Annotated in this window: 14 protein-coding genes; 5 read left to right on the top strand and 9 right to left on the bottom strand. The window is 68.5% G+C overall.

Going from position 1 to position 13,619, the window contains the following annotated elements; genetic code table 11:
* Window positions 1-53: 53 nt before the first annotated feature.
* The gene (locus AB0I98_RS44025; RefSeq protein ID WP_362951702.1) at window positions 54-488 is read right to left on the bottom strand and encodes an Rrf2 family transcriptional regulator; all 435 of its coding nucleotides are present in this window, start codon (window positions 486-488) and stop codon (window positions 54-56) included.
* Between the two features lie 127 nt (window positions 489-615).
* On the opposite strand from AB0I98_RS44025, the gene AB0I98_RS44020 reads away from it, so the two are divergent.
* Window positions 616-1,365 carry an SDR family oxidoreductase gene (locus tag AB0I98_RS44020; RefSeq protein ID WP_362951701.1) on the top strand — a complete coding sequence of 250 codons (750 nt, stop codon included), beginning with the start codon at window positions 616-618 and terminating at the stop codon, window positions 1,363-1,365.
* Between the two features lie 516 nt (window positions 1,366-1,881).
* On the opposite strand, the gene AB0I98_RS44015 is transcribed toward AB0I98_RS44020, so the two are convergent.
* The 3 genes from AB0I98_RS44015 to AB0I98_RS44005 form a co-directional block, all read right to left on the bottom strand.
* Complete coding sequence (locus tag AB0I98_RS44015) at window positions 1,882-2,175, bottom strand: DUF1905 domain-containing protein (RefSeq protein ID WP_362951700.1); 294 nt, start codon at window positions 2,173-2,175, stop codon at window positions 1,882-1,884.
* Window positions 2,176-2,178: 3 nt separating this feature from the next.
* Entirely contained in the window at window positions 2,179-2,955 is a 777-nt protein-coding gene (locus AB0I98_RS44010; RefSeq protein WP_362951699.1) for a DinB family protein, read from the bottom strand.
* Between the two features lie 564 nt (window positions 2,956-3,519).
* The gene (locus tag AB0I98_RS44005) at window positions 3,520-4,056 is read right to left on the bottom strand and encodes a hypothetical protein (protein WP_362951698.1); all 537 of its coding nucleotides are present in this window, start codon (window positions 4,054-4,056) and stop codon (window positions 3,520-3,522) included.
* A gap of 50 nt (window positions 4,057-4,106) precedes the next feature.
* Here AB0I98_RS44005 and AB0I98_RS44000 point away from each other — a divergent pair, with 50 nt between their 5' ends.
* Complete coding sequence (locus AB0I98_RS44000; RefSeq protein WP_362951697.1) at window positions 4,107-4,904, top strand: SDR family NAD(P)-dependent oxidoreductase; 798 nt, start codon at window positions 4,107-4,109, stop codon at window positions 4,902-4,904.
* A gap of 83 nt (window positions 4,905-4,987) precedes the next feature.
* On the opposite strand, the gene AB0I98_RS43995 is transcribed toward AB0I98_RS44000, so the two are convergent.
* Window positions 4,988-6,397, bottom strand: a complete 1,410-nt coding sequence (locus AB0I98_RS43995) for a pyridoxal-dependent decarboxylase (RefSeq protein WP_362951696.1) — start codon at window positions 6,395-6,397, stop codon at window positions 4,988-4,990.
* Between the two features lie 185 nt (window positions 6,398-6,582).
* Between AB0I98_RS43995 and AB0I98_RS43990 the strand changes: the two genes are divergently transcribed.
* On the top strand, window positions 6,583-7,278 hold the full coding sequence (locus AB0I98_RS43990; protein WP_362951695.1) for a L,D-transpeptidase: 696 nt from the start codon (window positions 6,583-6,585) through the stop codon (window positions 7,276-7,278).
* A 28-nt stretch (window positions 7,279-7,306) separates the two neighbouring features.
* On the opposite strand, the gene AB0I98_RS43985 is transcribed toward AB0I98_RS43990, so the two are convergent.
* From AB0I98_RS43985 to AB0I98_RS43970, 4 genes are read right to left on the bottom strand one after another with little or no spacing between them, the layout of a single operon-like run.
* Window positions 7,307-8,509, bottom strand: a complete 1,203-nt coding sequence (locus tag AB0I98_RS43985) for a Gfo/Idh/MocA family oxidoreductase (protein ID WP_362951721.1) — start codon at window positions 8,507-8,509, stop codon at window positions 7,307-7,309.
* Between the two features lie 14 nt (window positions 8,510-8,523).
* Window positions 8,524-9,864 (bottom strand): sugar ABC transporter substrate-binding protein, encoded by a 1,341-nt coding sequence (locus tag AB0I98_RS43980; protein ID WP_362951694.1) that lies wholly within the window; start codon window positions 9,862-9,864, stop codon window positions 8,524-8,526.
* A 10-nt stretch (window positions 9,865-9,874) separates the two neighbouring features.
* The gene (locus AB0I98_RS43975) at window positions 9,875-10,798 is read right to left on the bottom strand and encodes a carbohydrate ABC transporter permease (protein ID WP_362951693.1); all 924 of its coding nucleotides are present in this window, start codon (window positions 10,796-10,798) and stop codon (window positions 9,875-9,877) included.
* A gap of 18 nt (window positions 10,799-10,816) precedes the next feature.
* Window positions 10,817-11,782 (bottom strand): sugar ABC transporter permease, encoded by a 966-nt coding sequence (locus tag AB0I98_RS43970; protein WP_362951692.1) that lies wholly within the window; start codon window positions 11,780-11,782, stop codon window positions 10,817-10,819.
* Between the two features lie 159 nt (window positions 11,783-11,941).
* Between AB0I98_RS43970 and AB0I98_RS43965 the strand changes: the two genes are divergently transcribed.
* Together AB0I98_RS43965 and AB0I98_RS43960 are read left to right on the top strand one after the other, a co-directional pair.
* Complete coding sequence (locus AB0I98_RS43965) at window positions 11,942-13,102, top strand: ROK family transcriptional regulator (protein ID WP_362951691.1); 1,161 nt, start codon at window positions 11,942-11,944, stop codon at window positions 13,100-13,102.
* A 133-nt stretch (window positions 13,103-13,235) separates the two neighbouring features.
* Complete coding sequence (locus AB0I98_RS43960; RefSeq protein WP_210570168.1) at window positions 13,236-13,421, top strand: hypothetical protein; 186 nt, start codon at window positions 13,236-13,238, stop codon at window positions 13,419-13,421.
* The last annotated feature ends 198 nt before the right edge of the window (window positions 13,422-13,619 follow it).

Raw genomic sequence — 13,619 nt, 5'->3', positions numbered from 1 at the left:
GCCGGCCTGGGCGTAGATGGAGATCCTGGTGATGTCAGGGCGTAACGGGGAGGCTAGCGAGGTGCCGCGAGTACGTCCCGGAGTACGTTCGCGAGCGTGACGCGGGCCAGTTCGTGTCTCAGGGTCTCCTCGATGCCCTCGTAGATGCTCTGCATTGCCGGCTGGATGCCGTGACCCACCACGCATTCCTGGTCCGGGGTGGTGCGGTGCATTGCGAACAGCGGGCCGGGTTCCACTGCCTCGTACACGTCGAGCAGGGTCATCGACTCCAGCTCGCGTGCCAGCGACCAGCCCGCGCCCACGCCCCGCCGGGACTCCACGAGCCCGGCCTTGCGCAGCTCGCCGAGCAGCCGTCTGATCACCACTGGGTTGGTGTTCGCGCTGTTCGCGATCTGCTCGGAGGTGGCGACCTCATGGCCCTGGCGCTGGTAGAGGCCGATCCAGGCCAGCGCGTGGGCGGCGATGGTCAGCCTGCTGTTGGCGCTCATGGACTCCTCCTCTCGGCCGCAACGCTTCATGTTACGACAGCGCAGTCGTAACAGTGAAGGTTGCAACAGTCTGTCGTAACAACTAACGTTGCGACTGCCGGGAAGGTCAATCAACGAGGTGAGAAGAATGAGCAAGCCACTCAGGGGCAAGGTCGCCCTGGTCACCGGGGGGTCGCGCGGACTGGGAGCCGCGACCGTACGGCTGCTGGCCGAGCAGGGCGCCGACGTCGCCTTCACCTACGTCAGCTCCGAGAAGCAGGCGCAGGCCGTCGTCGACGAGGTGCACGGCAAGGGAGCCAAGGCCGTCGCCTTCCAGTCCGACCAGGCGGACACGAGCCGTGCGCCGGCGCTGATCGACGACGTGGTCGCGCACTTCGGCGGCCTGGACATCCTCGTCAACAACGCGGCGATCTCCGCGGCCGGCACGGTGGACGACCCGGACGCCGACACCGCCGCGCTGGACCGGATGCACGCCACCAACTACCTCGGCGTGATCGCCGTCATCCGGGCCGCCTCCCGAGTGCTGCGCACGGGCGGCCGCATCATCACGGTGAGTTCCGGACTGGGCTCCCGGGTCGGCGTCCCGGGAGCTGCCGACTACTCGGCGACCAAGTCAGGGATCGAGAGGTACACCATGGGCGCCGCACGCGACCTCGGGCCCCGGAACATCACGGCCAACGTCGTGGAGGCCGGACTGATGGAGGGCGGCATGCAACCGCCGGACCCCGAGACCCTCAATGCCCTGGTCAGCTCGCTGTCCCTGCAACGCATGGGGCACCCCGACGAAATCGCCGCGGCGATCGCCTTCCTGGCGAGCCCCGCCGCGTCGTACATCACGGGCGCGGTGCTGGACGCCCACGGCGGCTACAACGCCTGAACCCGAACTCTGCCGCGCGCCCCGAAGGACATCGCGCATTCGGGGCGCGCACCGCCGACGACCCGCGACAAGGCGTACGACTCGAAGGCTGTGCGCGGTGAGTTGCGAAACGCCGCTGCATCCAGGCGGTGATCTCCCGCAAGGGCTCCCAGAACATCAAGGGCCTGGGTAAGCTCGGCTGGTCGCCGAGCAGACCTTCGCCCCGCTCCACCAGTTCAAACACGCCTCAAGAAGACCGGATCGTGATCGCGTTACATCCTTCCGCAACGACGCGATGAGGCGGTCAAGGTCCCCGCGTGCCGTGTACGTACGGATCGGGCAGATGTAGTCGCGTGACTCGATGATCTGACCGTCCCGGACACGCATGATGAAGGCGCAGGGCACCATGGTCATGGAGTCGTTCGGCAACGTGAACTCGTAGGCGAACTCGGCAACGATCACTTCAGGATCGGCGGTCCTGGAGCGCACGCCGACTCGTCAACGGCTCGGACGCCGGCGTCGCCATCGGACCCGAGGCTAGAGCTGGAGACGGACCGTCATATCCACGGTCACGTCGTCACCTGCCGCGAGGCCGTGCGGCTTGCGGACAGCGTTCTTGAGCGGCAGCAGGTAGCGGCCGTCCTTGGGGAAGAGTGACGTCTCGAAGGTGATGTCGCCGATCCGGGCCTGGACCGGAATCACGCCCCAGCCGTACGTGGCCATCACGGCCACCTCCCGGATGTCGGCGGACTCCTCGTCCGGCACGGGGACGAAGTAGTACGGCGCCGGCCCGCGCCATTCAATCACCCGGCCGGCGAAGACGAGTTTCATGCGTCAGTCCCGTTTCTCGAGGACGGCCAGGTCACGCTCGGCGAACATGCGGTGGCACCACTCCTCGTTGAGGACGATCAGCAGGCACTCGCGGACGGGGAAGCTGTCGCCCTCGTCCGGCCAGCCGGCGCCCACGAGCGGCTCGGTCCAGCTGTCGAGTTGCTCGTCGGTCAGGCCATCGACCACCCGCCGCATCATCGCCATCGCGCCCAGCCGCAAGGCCAGCGCCTCGTCGAGTGATGGGCGCGCGTCACGGTCGTGCGGCACGCCCGGCCGGGGATCCATTTGGTCCCACGGCAGGGACAGCGGGTGCCACGGGCTGGGATCGCCCAGGACGCAGCGGCCGACCCACGATTCGGTCGCGAACGCGAGGTGGCGCAGGGTCTGGATGAACGACCACTCGTCGCCGACCGACTCGTGCAGCCTCTCCGGGGCCAGTCGGCGTGCCCGCGCGATGGTCGCCTCCCACAGCCGCTCGTTGAGGTCCCAGCCCTCCCGGAACCCCTCGGGGGTGGTCGGCCGGAACTTGGGGCGGTCGGGGTGCCGGCGGTCCAGCTCGGCCTCCACGAGCGGCGCGACGTCGACTCCGTTGATAACGAGGTTCTGGATCTCGCCGTCGATGGTGGTGTCGACGATCTCGACGCCGCGCATCACGACACGGCGGAGCTCACATGCCCGGAACGTCGTCCCGTCCAGGTTCACCTTGGTGAACCGTGCTCCCGTCATGTCGGCGCGCTCGATTTCCTTGCCGTGGAAGTCGGCGGACTCTCTGCCATTCATGGCGGCCAGAGTAGGGCCAGAGGGCTGCCTGCCGGACCATGTGGTGATGGCCTATTGATCGGGGAACGGGTTGTTCAGCTTGAGGAGTTGGCCGAGGCGCCTCGCCGGGCAGGAGGCGGTGCCAGGAAGGAGTCCCGATTGATCACGGAGTATGGGCAGCTGATCAGGAAGGGCCTGGAGCAGGTGGCTGAACGGCTGCGCTGACCTGGCATCGGTGACCGCAGAACCAAACGGGTGCGGCTCTTGTGCGGCTGGGTCGTCGGTCACGGCTGGAGTCCGTCGTTGTGCTTATCGGGTGGGGCAACGGCACACGGCATCACCAACGTTCGGTTGATCATCCCTCGGGAGGTTCTCAGGCTCCGCCGATGACGACGCCAAACCGCTTTCAGCTGAGTTTCGACGGGCGCGCCCACACCGTCACGGTCGACGGCCAGGACGTGAGTGAGCACGTGGCCGCCGTGGACGTCCACACTGCACCCCACGATCTGCCACGCGTCGTGCCACACCTGCGCCCGACCGGAGCATGGCCGACGTCGCTGGACCTGGTCCCGGCCGCCGGTGGGATCAGGCGCCGCTCGCCGGTGGCAGGGGCCAGCGTGCCGAGTGTCCCGGCGGCAGCGCCAAGTCGTCGCGTACGGCCGCGTAGTAGCCCTCACGCCCGGCGCGCTGGGCCTCCAGCAGGGCCTGCCATGCCTCGGGGTCCCTGGTCTCGGCGCGCAGGAACGTCTCCATCTCCATCACGGAGACGACCCACACCCGGGCCCGTTCCACCACCTCCGGACTGCCCAGCAGGATCAGCGCCTCCCCGGACGGATCCCGGGCAAGCGTGGCCTCCGCCATCAGCGGCGCCGCCTCCTGAGGCGACAAGGGGTGCGGATGCGGGTCGTTGCCGAGATGCGACGCCACCCGGTAGGTCAGCGTGACGGACTTCTTCAGCGTGCGCGCGTACTCGCCGTACACAGCCAGCCGCCGCTCCTCCCACCGCGACGCCCGCTCACGCTGATCCCGGACCCGGTCACTGCGAACGACCGCCAGATAGGAGCCAAGAGCGCCGATCACGACGCCGATGAGCGCGGGTAGTTGTTGTATGAAGGCGGACATGAGCGCACGGTATCTGCCGTATTGATCGTTCCGGTACTAGGTTCTCGCCCATGACGCACACAACACGCTTCCAGGGCTACGGAGTTCTCGTCACCGGCGCGGCACGCGGTATCGGCGCGGCCGTCGCCCTGAGGCTTGCCGAGGAGGGGGCACGCGTACTCGTCACCGACAGGGACGGGCCGGAAGCGGACAAGACGGCGGCGGCGCTGCGTGAAGTGGGCCTGAGCGCCGAGGCGTTGGTGTGTGATGTCGCGGACCAGGCCTCGGTGGAGGCCGCCGTCGCGCACGCCGTCGACTCCTTCGGGTCCCTCGATGTCCTGGTCAACTGCGCCGCTCACTGCACCCCCGACACCCCGCTTTTCGAGGACGGCACGGACGAGGCGTGGCACCGTGACCTCGACATCACCCTCATCGGCGCCCACCGCTGCTGCCGCGCCGCCCTGCCCCACCTGGCCGCCTCCGGGCGCGGCGCGATCGTCAGCATCGGCTCCGTCAACGGCGCCTACGACTTCGGCAACCACGCCTACAGCGCCGCCAAGGCGGGCCTCGCCTCCCTGACCCGCACCCTCGCCGGGCACGCCGCCCCGCGCGGAGTCCGCGTCAACCTGGTGATGCCGGGCACGGTTCGCACCTCCGCCTGGGAGGGCCGGGATGACGAACTCGACGCGCTGCGCCCGCTGTATCCCCTGGGTCGCGTCGGCGAACCGGAGGACATCGCCGCGGCCGTCGCCTTCCTCGCCTCCCGTGACGCGGCGTGGGTCACCGGCACGACCCTGGCCGTCGACGGGGGCATCACCGCGGTCAACACCGGGTTTCGCACGGTGATTCGGCGACCCGGAGACGCGTGAGCGCTCCGCTGGGTGCCGTGCCGTGCCGGGTTGTCTGTTGTCTGCTGCGCCGTCGTGGCTTGTCGCGCAGTTCCCCGCGCCCCTTACGGGGCGCGCGTTCCGACATCTGTGAGCGCCGAGCGGAGCGCGTCCAGGATTCGGTCCGCATCGGCCTCGGACGTGCGCCAGTTGGAGAACGCGGCCCGTAGGCCGGGGGTGCCCCCGTAGACCGTCGGCGTCAGGAATGCCTCGCCCGACTCGGTGACCGCCTGGGCCAGGGCGTCCACCCGTTCCCGGGTCGGGTCGTCGGTCAGGGTGAAGCAGACGACGTTGAGGCGGACGGGCGCGAGGAGTTGGAGGCCGTCCAGCTCGGTGAGGCGGTCACCGAGGCTGTGGGCGAGGGCGACGGTGCGCTCGACGATCTCGCGGTGCCCCTCACGGCCGTATGCCATCAGGGAGAACCACGCCGGGAGGGCGCGCAGTCGGCGTGAGCTCTCCGGGGTGAGGTGGAGGAAGTCGGGGTCCTGGGTGGGCAGTCCGATGTACGGGGACGCGTTGTGGAAGACCTTCACCTGGAGGTCCTGGCGACGGGTGAACTGGACAGCCGCGTCGTAGGGCACGTTGAGCCACTTGTGGAGGTCGACGCAGACCGAGTCGGCGGCGTCGAGGCCGTCGACGAGATGGGCGTACGCGGGGGAGAGGGCGGCGAAACCGCCGAACGCGGCATCGACGTGGAGCCAGAAGTCGTACCGCTCCTTGAGCGCGGCGACGGCCCGCAGGTCGTCGAAGTCGACGGTGTTCACGGTGCCGGCGTTGGCCACGACGATCGCCGGACGCCCGTCCAGTGCTTCGAGGGCGTCGGCGAGCCGGTCGACGTCCACGGCCTCGCGGTTGCCGGGCAGGAATGGCACCGGACGCAGCCGGTCCCGGCCGATGCCGAGGACGGACAGCGCCTTGAGGACGGTGGAGTGCGCGCTGCCGGACAGCACGTCGACCGGGCCGAGCGCGCCGACGCCGTCCCGCGCCACGGAGACACCGGCGCGCTCGCCGAGCCATTCCCTCGCGACGGCGAGCCCCACCAGGTTGGACGCCGTCGCACCGGTCACGAAGGCGCCGCTGTGTGCCTGGCTCAGCCCGAACAACTCCCGAAGCCAGCTCACCGTCTCCCGTTCCAGAGCGGTTGCCCACGAGTCGGCGGCATTGATCACGTTCTGGTCGTACGTGCTGGTCAGCCAGTCCCCGGCGAGCGCGGCCGGTGTCGCCCCGCCCGTCACGAACCCGAGATAGCGCGGGCCCGCCGAACCGGACAGACCCGGCGCCCACCGCTCGGCGAACCGTGTAAGAGCCGCCTCGGCGCCGACCCCGTCGGCCGGGAGGTGCGCGCGGTCGGGTGCCTTGTCCAGGCGTACGACCGGACGCTCGGCCATCCCCGCCAGCTCCCGGGCGGCCAGGTCACGGACGGACTGCAGGAGTTCGGGAAGCCGGGCGAGGTCCTCGGCGAGTGCGCGCTGCATGAACGGCAGCGTAGGCGGGGGCCGGCCACCGGGACGCGGTCCAATCCGGGGTGACTGGCCCCGAATCCATCGTCACGCGGAATGTCACCGTTTTGTCGCGGTGCGTGGCCCACCACAACCGAATCCGCCGGACGCGGGTCTAGCTGGTGGCAAACGACACGCACATTCGTATGAAGGGCCAGGCCATGGGGGACATACGCAGACGGGGAGCCGTCGCACTCGGGATCACCGGACTGGTGGCACCGCTCACGATCGCGCTGGGCGCCACGCCCGCGCAGGCCGCGAGCTGCACCACACAGACCGGCCCGTATCAGAAGCAGGTGGAGAAGTTCCTCGGCCGCCCGGTCGACGGCAAGCAGTCCGCCGCCGACTGCAAGGCCATCCAGGGCTTCCAGACCAAGCACGGCATCACGCCGAACATCGGCTACGCCGGTCCCATCACCTGGGGCGTGATGGACCTGATGAACAAGCAGAAAGCCGTCGGGAACAACCCCAACAAGGCCGGCAAGTGCCCGGTGAACAAGGGCCGTATCGCCTGTGTGAACCTCTCCCTCCAGCTGAGCTGGATCCAGGACGGGAAGAAGCTCGTCTACGGTCCTGTGCCGGTCCGCACCGGCCGCAACGGCTATGAGACCCGCACCGGTCTGAAGAAGATCTACTGGCGGAACATCGACCACGTGTCGACCATCTACGACGTCCCCATGCCCTACGCCCAGTTCTTCGACGGCGGCCAGGCCTTCCACTCCGCCGGCGTCAGCATGTGGAACCCGCCCGGCTCGCACGGCTGCGTCAACATGACCAAGACCGTCGCCAAGAAGTACTGGTCGCTGCTGAAGAAGGGCGACGACGTCTTCGTGTACGGCCGCAAGCCGGGCACCTGACAAACGGCGCCCGGCCCGCCGGGACCCGTCACTGAGCGGGCGCGTCCCCGAAGTCCGGGATCTCCAGCCTGGCCCCGCCCTGCCGCGCCGACTCGTGCGCGACGATGCCCGGCAGGGTGTAGCGGGCGGCGACCCACGCGTTCACCGTAGGCAGGCTCCGCGTGTTGACCGCGGTGACGAAGTCGTCCACCAGGAAGTGATGGCTGCCCTCATGGCCGTTGTGCAGATGGTCGAACTCCCGGGGCAGCCGCGACCGGTCGTGCACCGGAGCCGAACCGGAGGTGAAGGCGGCCCGCAGATCCGGCGCGATGTGCTGCAGTGACGGGTCGTCAGGAGACAGTGTGGGCTTGGGTTCCAGCAGCTCGCTGATGTCCTTGACGCCCTTCTTGTCCTGCCAGAACGCCACCGTTGCCAGCTGCTCCATGCTCGCCTCCGTCCCGAAGAACCGGAAACGCGACTCCCGGATGTGGGACGGATAACCGACCCGCCGGAACTCGTTCGTACGGAACGAACCGCCGCCCGCCACCTCGAACAGCGCGGTCGCGTTGGAGACATCGTTGCCGAACTGGCTGACCTGCTGGTCGAAGACACCGTCCCCGCGCTCGTCGCGCACCCCGATCGCCGACACGCTCACGGCATGCGTCTGCCAGGCGCCCAGCACCCCGCCCACCGAGTGCGTCGGATACAGCAGCGGGGGATAGGACGCGGTCGCCTTCCAGTTCTCGCCGCCGCTGTACTGGTACGCCTCGTAGAACCCCAGATCCATGTCGTGGACGTAGTCGCCCTCGGCGTAGAAGATCCGCCCGAAGGCGCCCTCGGCGATCTGGTTGCGGGCGTGGACCGTGGCCGGGTTGTACTGGCTGGTCTCGCCCATCATGTACGTCAGTCCGGTCGCCTTGACCGCGTCGATGATCGCCGCTATCTCCTCCGTGGTGATCGCCATGGGGACGGCGGAGTAGACATGCTTGCCGGCGTTCAGGCCCTGCAGCACCAGCGGGCCGTGAGTCCAGCGCTGGGTGAAGATCGCGACCGCGTCGACCGCCTTCGACTCGAGCATGGCTTCGTACGAGGGGAAGGTCCCGGCCAGTCCCTGCGCGGCGGCTAGCTGCTCGGCCCGCTCGGGAAGCAGATCGGTGACGTAGACGTCGCCGACACCGGGGTGGGCGTGGAACAACGTGGCGAACTGGCCGGAGAACTGGCCGGCGCCGACGATGCCGAGGGAGAACGTCATGAAATGCGTGCCCTTCACTGGGAGAGGATCAGGTTGATCTGGTCGTTGGTCGAGTCGAGAGTGCTCACGGACTTGCCATTGCCATAGATGTCCTCCATGGCCGGCTGCATGAGCGCGGTCACGTCCGCCGCGTAGTTGGTGATCGGGAAGGAGAAGGTCCGGAAGTCCTTCTTGTCGGCCACGGGTTCGGTGAAGGCCGAGACGTCGATGCCCTTCTTCTCGTAGGCGGCGATGGCGGCCTCGGTGCCGGCCGGAGTGGCGGGGAAGACGACCCCGGAGCGGCCGACGACGGTCTGGCACTTGTCGGAGGCCAGGTAGGCCACCCACTTGCGGGCGCCCGCCTTGTTCTTGGCGTCCTTGGTGATGGAGTCGGCGAGGCCGTTCATCATCGTGGCGCGCTTGCCGGTCGGCCCGACGGGGGTGACGGCGGTCTTGATGTCGAGGCCCTTGAAGCCGTCGTAGGCGGAGATCATCCAGGCGCCGTCGAGGGCGGCGGCGGCCTTGCCCGCGGCGACCTGCGTGTTGGCCTGGTTCGACTGGATGTTGTAGTCGGAGAGGGGAGCCATGTATCCCTTCTTCGCCAGGCCGAAGTACCAGTCGATCACCGACTGGAAGGTCTTGCTGTCGTACTGGTACTCCGTGCCCCAGCGCGCCTTCTCCGTGTAGCTCCACCCGGCGGAGGCGGCGAACGAGCTCCACTGCGTCTGACCGTCGCCCATGCCGCCGCCGTTGCTGGCCAGCCCGTACACCTTGACGTTGTTCTTGTCGAAGCCGGGCTCGTCGCCCCGCCTGCCCTTGTTGTCGACGGTGAGATGCGCGATGGCCTTCTCGAAGGTGCCGCCGTCCTCGGGGTTCCAGGCAAGGCTGCCCAGCTGCTCCGCGGTGAGCCCGGCGTCCTTGGCCATCTTGTCGTTGTAGAAGAGCGCCACGGTGTCCCAGTCCTTCGGGGCGCCGTAGCGGTGGCCGTCCTGGCCGATCCAGTTGGCGGCGAGGCCCGGCTGGTAGTCGGCGTCCTTGATGCCGATGTCGTCCAGTGGCTCCAGCACCTTCAGGTCGGCGAACTGGCCGAACTTCTGGATGTGGTCGGTGAACACGTCCGGCTGGGTGCCCGAGATGAAGCCCGCGGTGAGCTTGGTCCAGTAGTCGTTCCAGCCCAACTGCGTGATCTCGACGTGCAGTCCGGGGTTCTCCCGCTCGAACCCCTTCGCGCAGGCCTGGTAGGCGGGCAGCTGGTTGGCGTCCCACAGCCAGTACGTGACCGTGTTCGCCGACGAGCCGGTGCCGCCTTGCGCGCATCCGCTGACCAGGGACAGCGCCAGCGCTCCGGTCGCCGCGACGAGCGTACGCATTCGCATCGAAGTCCCCTTACTTGATCCCGGTGAAGCTGATGGAGCTGACGATGCGGCGCGCGAAGAACCCGAACAGCACCAGCATGGGCAGCGCGGCGATGAGCGTGGCCGCCATCAGGCCGGACCAGTCGACGCCGGTCTGCGGCGTCTGCGCCCGGAAGATCGCCAGGGCCACGGTGAGCACGCGCGAGCCGTCGCTGTAGGAGACCATCAGCGGCCAGAAGTAGTCGTTCCAGGACGTGATGTACGTCAGGACCGCCAGCGTCAGAACCGGCGTGGACGCCATCGGCAGCAGCACCCGGAAGAAGATCCGCACCTTTCCGGCGCCGTCGAGGAGGGCCGCCTCCTCGACCTCTCGCGGGATGTTCATGAAGAACTGCCGCAGGAAGAACACCGCGAACGGCGTCATGAACATCGTCGGCAGCGCGATCCCCAGCAGGTTGTCCACCAGGCCGAGTTCCTTGATGAGCACGAAGTTCGGCAGCAGCGTGAAGATCGTCGGCACCATCAGCCCGGCGAGGAACAGGGCGAACACCTTGTCCCGGCCACGCCAGCGCAGCCGCGCGAAGGCGTATGCGGCCATCGCGGAGAAGAAGATCTGGCAGACGGTCACCAGCGTCGAAACGATCACCGAGTTGAGCAGATAGCGCCAGAACTTCAGCCCGCCGCCCGCACCGCCCTGAGCGATCGCCTCCTCGGCCGACTGGAGACCGAGCGCTCGCTCGAAGCCGCCCGTGGTCAGGTCGACCGGAAGCGGATCGGACGGGTTCGCGGCGAGCCCGGAGTTCGTGGACAGCGCGGTGCGCAGGATCCAGTAGAACGGCAGCAGGGTGATGAGCACGATCGCGGCCATCACCACCCAGGCCACGACCCGGCCGGGGGAGAGCCTGCGGCGTTGCACGGGTCGTACCTTCGTCGGTGTTGCTGTCACGGCAGCCATGTCGGTCGCTCCCCTCCGTCAGCCGAGGTCGGTCTGGCCGGCCCGGGTGAGCCGGTACTGGACGAATGTGATCGCGCTCAGCACGACGAGCAGGGCCACGGACATCGCGGACGCGTAGCCGAACTGGAAGCGGCCGAAGGCGGCGCCGTAGATGTAGTACTGGAGCACGTTCGTGGCGTTGGCCGGGCCGCCCGCGGTGGTCACGGCGACCGTGTCGAACACCTGGAACGAACCGATCACCGTCATGATCAGAACGACCGCGAGGACCGGCCTGAGCAGCGGCATCGTGATCCGCCAGAACATCCGCCACTCGCTCGCGCCGTCCACCTTCGCGGCCTCGTACATGTCGTTCGGGATGGCCTGCAGCCCGGCGAACAGCAGCAGCGCGGTGTAGCCCACGTGCCGCCAGACATTGATCAGGGCGATCGTCGGGATCGCCCAGGTCTCGTCGGCCAGGAACGGGATCCGATCGGCGCCGACCGCCGCGATGATCTCGTTGCCGATGCCGAGCTGGGTGTCCAGAATCCAGAGCCAGACGATGCCCGCGACCACGTTCGACATCAGATACGGCGTGAGCACGATCCCGCGCAGCACCGCCGACTGGGTCAGCCGCTGCAGCAGCACCGCGATCGCCAGCGCCGCCACCGTCTGCACGCCGATGTTGATCAGCACGTACTCGACCGTGACCGTCAACGAGTCCCAGAAGATCGGGTCGTTGACCATGCGGACGTAGTTGTCGAAGCCCACCCACTCCGCCGGGGTGAGCAGATTGAACCGGGTGAAGCTCAGGTAGATGCCCCGCAGCGTCGGCCAGAGCAGGAACACCACGAAGCCCAGCAGGGCCGGGGCGAGGAAGACCGCGGCGAGCCGTCCGTCACCTCGGTTCTCACCGGCTTTCGCCCGGTCCGTCCTTGGCCTGGTCCGTGCCCGCTCCGCGGCGCCCGGTGGCAGACGCGACGGTGGGCTGCTGGAGGCGATGGTCATCGGAGACTCCCTCGTCTGCGGCTCGTCCTCGGCCACTTACTTTTGTTGCGGAAGAATCCTGGCGTCAAGGGGCGTGCGAACATCTTTTCCTGGGCACTACGACGCCATAGAGTTGGTCATGTTGATTTTGCCGCAAAAGAATCTCCGGGAGTCGACCTCATGACCGCAGCAGCCGCCAGCTGGCTTCCGCTGAGTCCGGGCGAGCGCTCGGTGGCGATCGAGGTGCTCGTCCATGGCCCGCTGTCGCGCACCGAACTCGCCCGGCGGCTGAACCTGTCGGCGGGCAGCCTCACCCGGCTGACCAAGCCGCTGCTGGAGTCCGGCCTGCTGATCGAGGCCCCCGAGACGCCCGCCCTGCCCGAGGTCCGCCAGGGGCGCCCCTCGCAGCCCCTCGACGTCGTCGCAGAGTCCCGTTCCTTCATCGGCTTCAAGATCACCGAGGACATGGTCTACGGCGTCGTCACCACCCTCAGGAGCGAGATCGTCGCCCGCCACGACCGCCCGCTCACCACGCACGACCCCGCCGAGGTCGCCGATCTGCTGCGGGAGATGACCGGGGAACTGGCCCGCACCCACCCCCGGCTCGCCGGAATCGGCATCGGAGTCGGCGGGCTCGTCCAGGACCGGACCATGGTGGGGGAGTCGCCGTTCCTGCAGTGGCGGGACGTGCCCCTGGCCGAGCTCGTCGAGGAGCGCACCGGGCTGCCGGTCGTCGTCGAGAACGACGTAGCCGCCCTCGTCGAGGCCGAGGCCTGGTTCGGCGCCGGCCGCGGACTGGACCGGTTCGTCGTCCTCACCATCGGCGCCGGCATCGGCTACGGGCTCGTCCTGGGCGGCAAGCGGGTGCCCTACGCCGAGGAGGACCGCGGCTTCGGCCGCCACTGGATCATCAACCCCAACGGGCCGCTCACCCCCGACGGGGCACGCGGCAGCGCGGTCTCGCTACTCACCATCCCCAACATCCGCTACCAGGTGCAGGCCGCCACGGGTGAGGACCGGACGTACGAGGAGATCCTCGCCCTCGCCGCCGCAGGCGAACCCATGCCCGCCCGCGTCATCGACGAGGCCGCGCGCGCCCTCGGCACGATCGTCGCCCAGATCTCCAACTTCGCGATGCCGCAGAAGATCGTGCTCGCCGGAGAGGGGGTCGGCCTGATGGACGTCGCCGGGAAGACCGTCGACGAGACGATCAGGGCCAACCGGCATCCGCTGGCCGAGCCCGTCGACCTGGAGACCAAGGTGTCCGACTTTCACGACTGGGCGCGCGGGGCCGCCGTACTGGCGATCCAGGTGCTGGTTCTGGGGGCGGTTGAACGATGAAGCGAATCACGGTGGTTGAGGCGGAGCGGCGTGAACTGGGCCACATGCCGTGAAAGATGACGTGATCAGCAACACGGTCCGGTATGTCCGGAATGTCCACGATGACTCACGTGGCCTTCACCTCTGGAGCCGTATGCTTCACAGCATGTCCACCACTGTTGAACCCGCCTCCGCAAGGACGGCTGACGAGGTCAACGAGGAGATCCGGGCCCTGTGGCGCCGGTCGGGCGGGACACTGAGCGGCGAGCAGCGCGAGAAGTACCAACTGCTCGTCCTGGAGTGGGCCGCCGCGGCCCCGCAGCCGGCGAGGGCGGCCTGAGAGCCGGTGTCACATCCCCAGCCGGGCGCGCGACGCCTGGCACGCACGCTCGCCGCGTTGCCGAAAGGTCCTAGTAGCTCCGCTACGAGGACCTTCCGGCGCCTTGCGATCGCACGCACCAGACGCCGCGCGCTGATCCGGCCGGGGATGTGACACCGGCTCTGAGCACCCCCCTCCGCTGAAGTCCGACGCGCGTCA

Source organism: Streptomyces sp. NPDC050211 (assembly GCF_040656035.1).
In the GTDB taxonomy this organism is placed as follows: domain Bacteria; phylum Actinomycetota; class Actinomycetes; order Streptomycetales; family Streptomycetaceae; genus Streptomyces.
This window is presented reverse-complemented; position numbering and strand designations above follow the sequence as displayed.

Bases quoted from the DNA above. Each gene is read 5' to 3' on its own strand.
- AB0I98_RS44025 (WP_362951702.1), bottom strand. From the start codon at position 488: ATGAGCGCCAACAGCAGGCTGACCATCGCCGCCCACGCGCTGGCCTGG.
- AB0I98_RS44020 (WP_362951701.1), top strand. From the start codon at position 616: ATGAGCAAGCCACTCAGGGGCAAGGTCGCCCTGGTCACCGGGGGGTCG.
- AB0I98_RS44015 (WP_362951700.1), bottom strand. From the start codon at position 2,175: ATGAAACTCGTCTTCGCCGGCCGGGTGATTGAATGGCGCGGGCCGGCG.
- AB0I98_RS44010 (WP_362951699.1), bottom strand. From the start codon at position 2,955: ATGAATGGCAGAGAGTCCGCCGACTTCCACGGCAAGGAAATCGAGCGC.
- AB0I98_RS44005 (WP_362951698.1), bottom strand. From the start codon at position 4,056: ATGTCCGCCTTCATACAACAACTACCCGCGCTCATCGGCGTCGTGATC.
- AB0I98_RS44000 (WP_362951697.1), top strand. From the start codon at position 4,107: ATGACGCACACAACACGCTTCCAGGGCTACGGAGTTCTCGTCACCGGC.
- AB0I98_RS43995 (WP_362951696.1), bottom strand. From the start codon at position 6,397: ATGCAGCGCGCACTCGCCGAGGACCTCGCCCGGCTTCCCGAACTCCTG.
- AB0I98_RS43990 (WP_362951695.1), top strand. From the start codon at position 6,583: ATGGGGGACATACGCAGACGGGGAGCCGTCGCACTCGGGATCACCGGA.
- AB0I98_RS43985 (WP_362951721.1), bottom strand. From the start codon at position 8,509: ATGACGTTCTCCCTCGGCATCGTCGGCGCCGGCCAGTTCTCCGGCCAG.
- AB0I98_RS43980 (WP_362951694.1), bottom strand. From the start codon at position 9,864: ATGCGAATGCGTACGCTCGTCGCGGCGACCGGAGCGCTGGCGCTGTCC.
- AB0I98_RS43975 (WP_362951693.1), bottom strand. From the start codon at position 10,798: ATGGCTGCCGTGACAGCAACACCGACGAAGGTACGACCCGTGCAACGC.
- AB0I98_RS43970 (WP_362951692.1), bottom strand. From the start codon at position 11,782: ATGACCATCGCCTCCAGCAGCCCACCGTCGCGTCTGCCACCGGGCGCC.
- AB0I98_RS43965 (WP_362951691.1), top strand. From the start codon at position 11,942: ATGACCGCAGCAGCCGCCAGCTGGCTTCCGCTGAGTCCGGGCGAGCGC.
- AB0I98_RS43960 (WP_210570168.1), top strand. From the start codon at position 13,236: ATGCTTCACAGCATGTCCACCACTGTTGAACCCGCCTCCGCAAGGACG.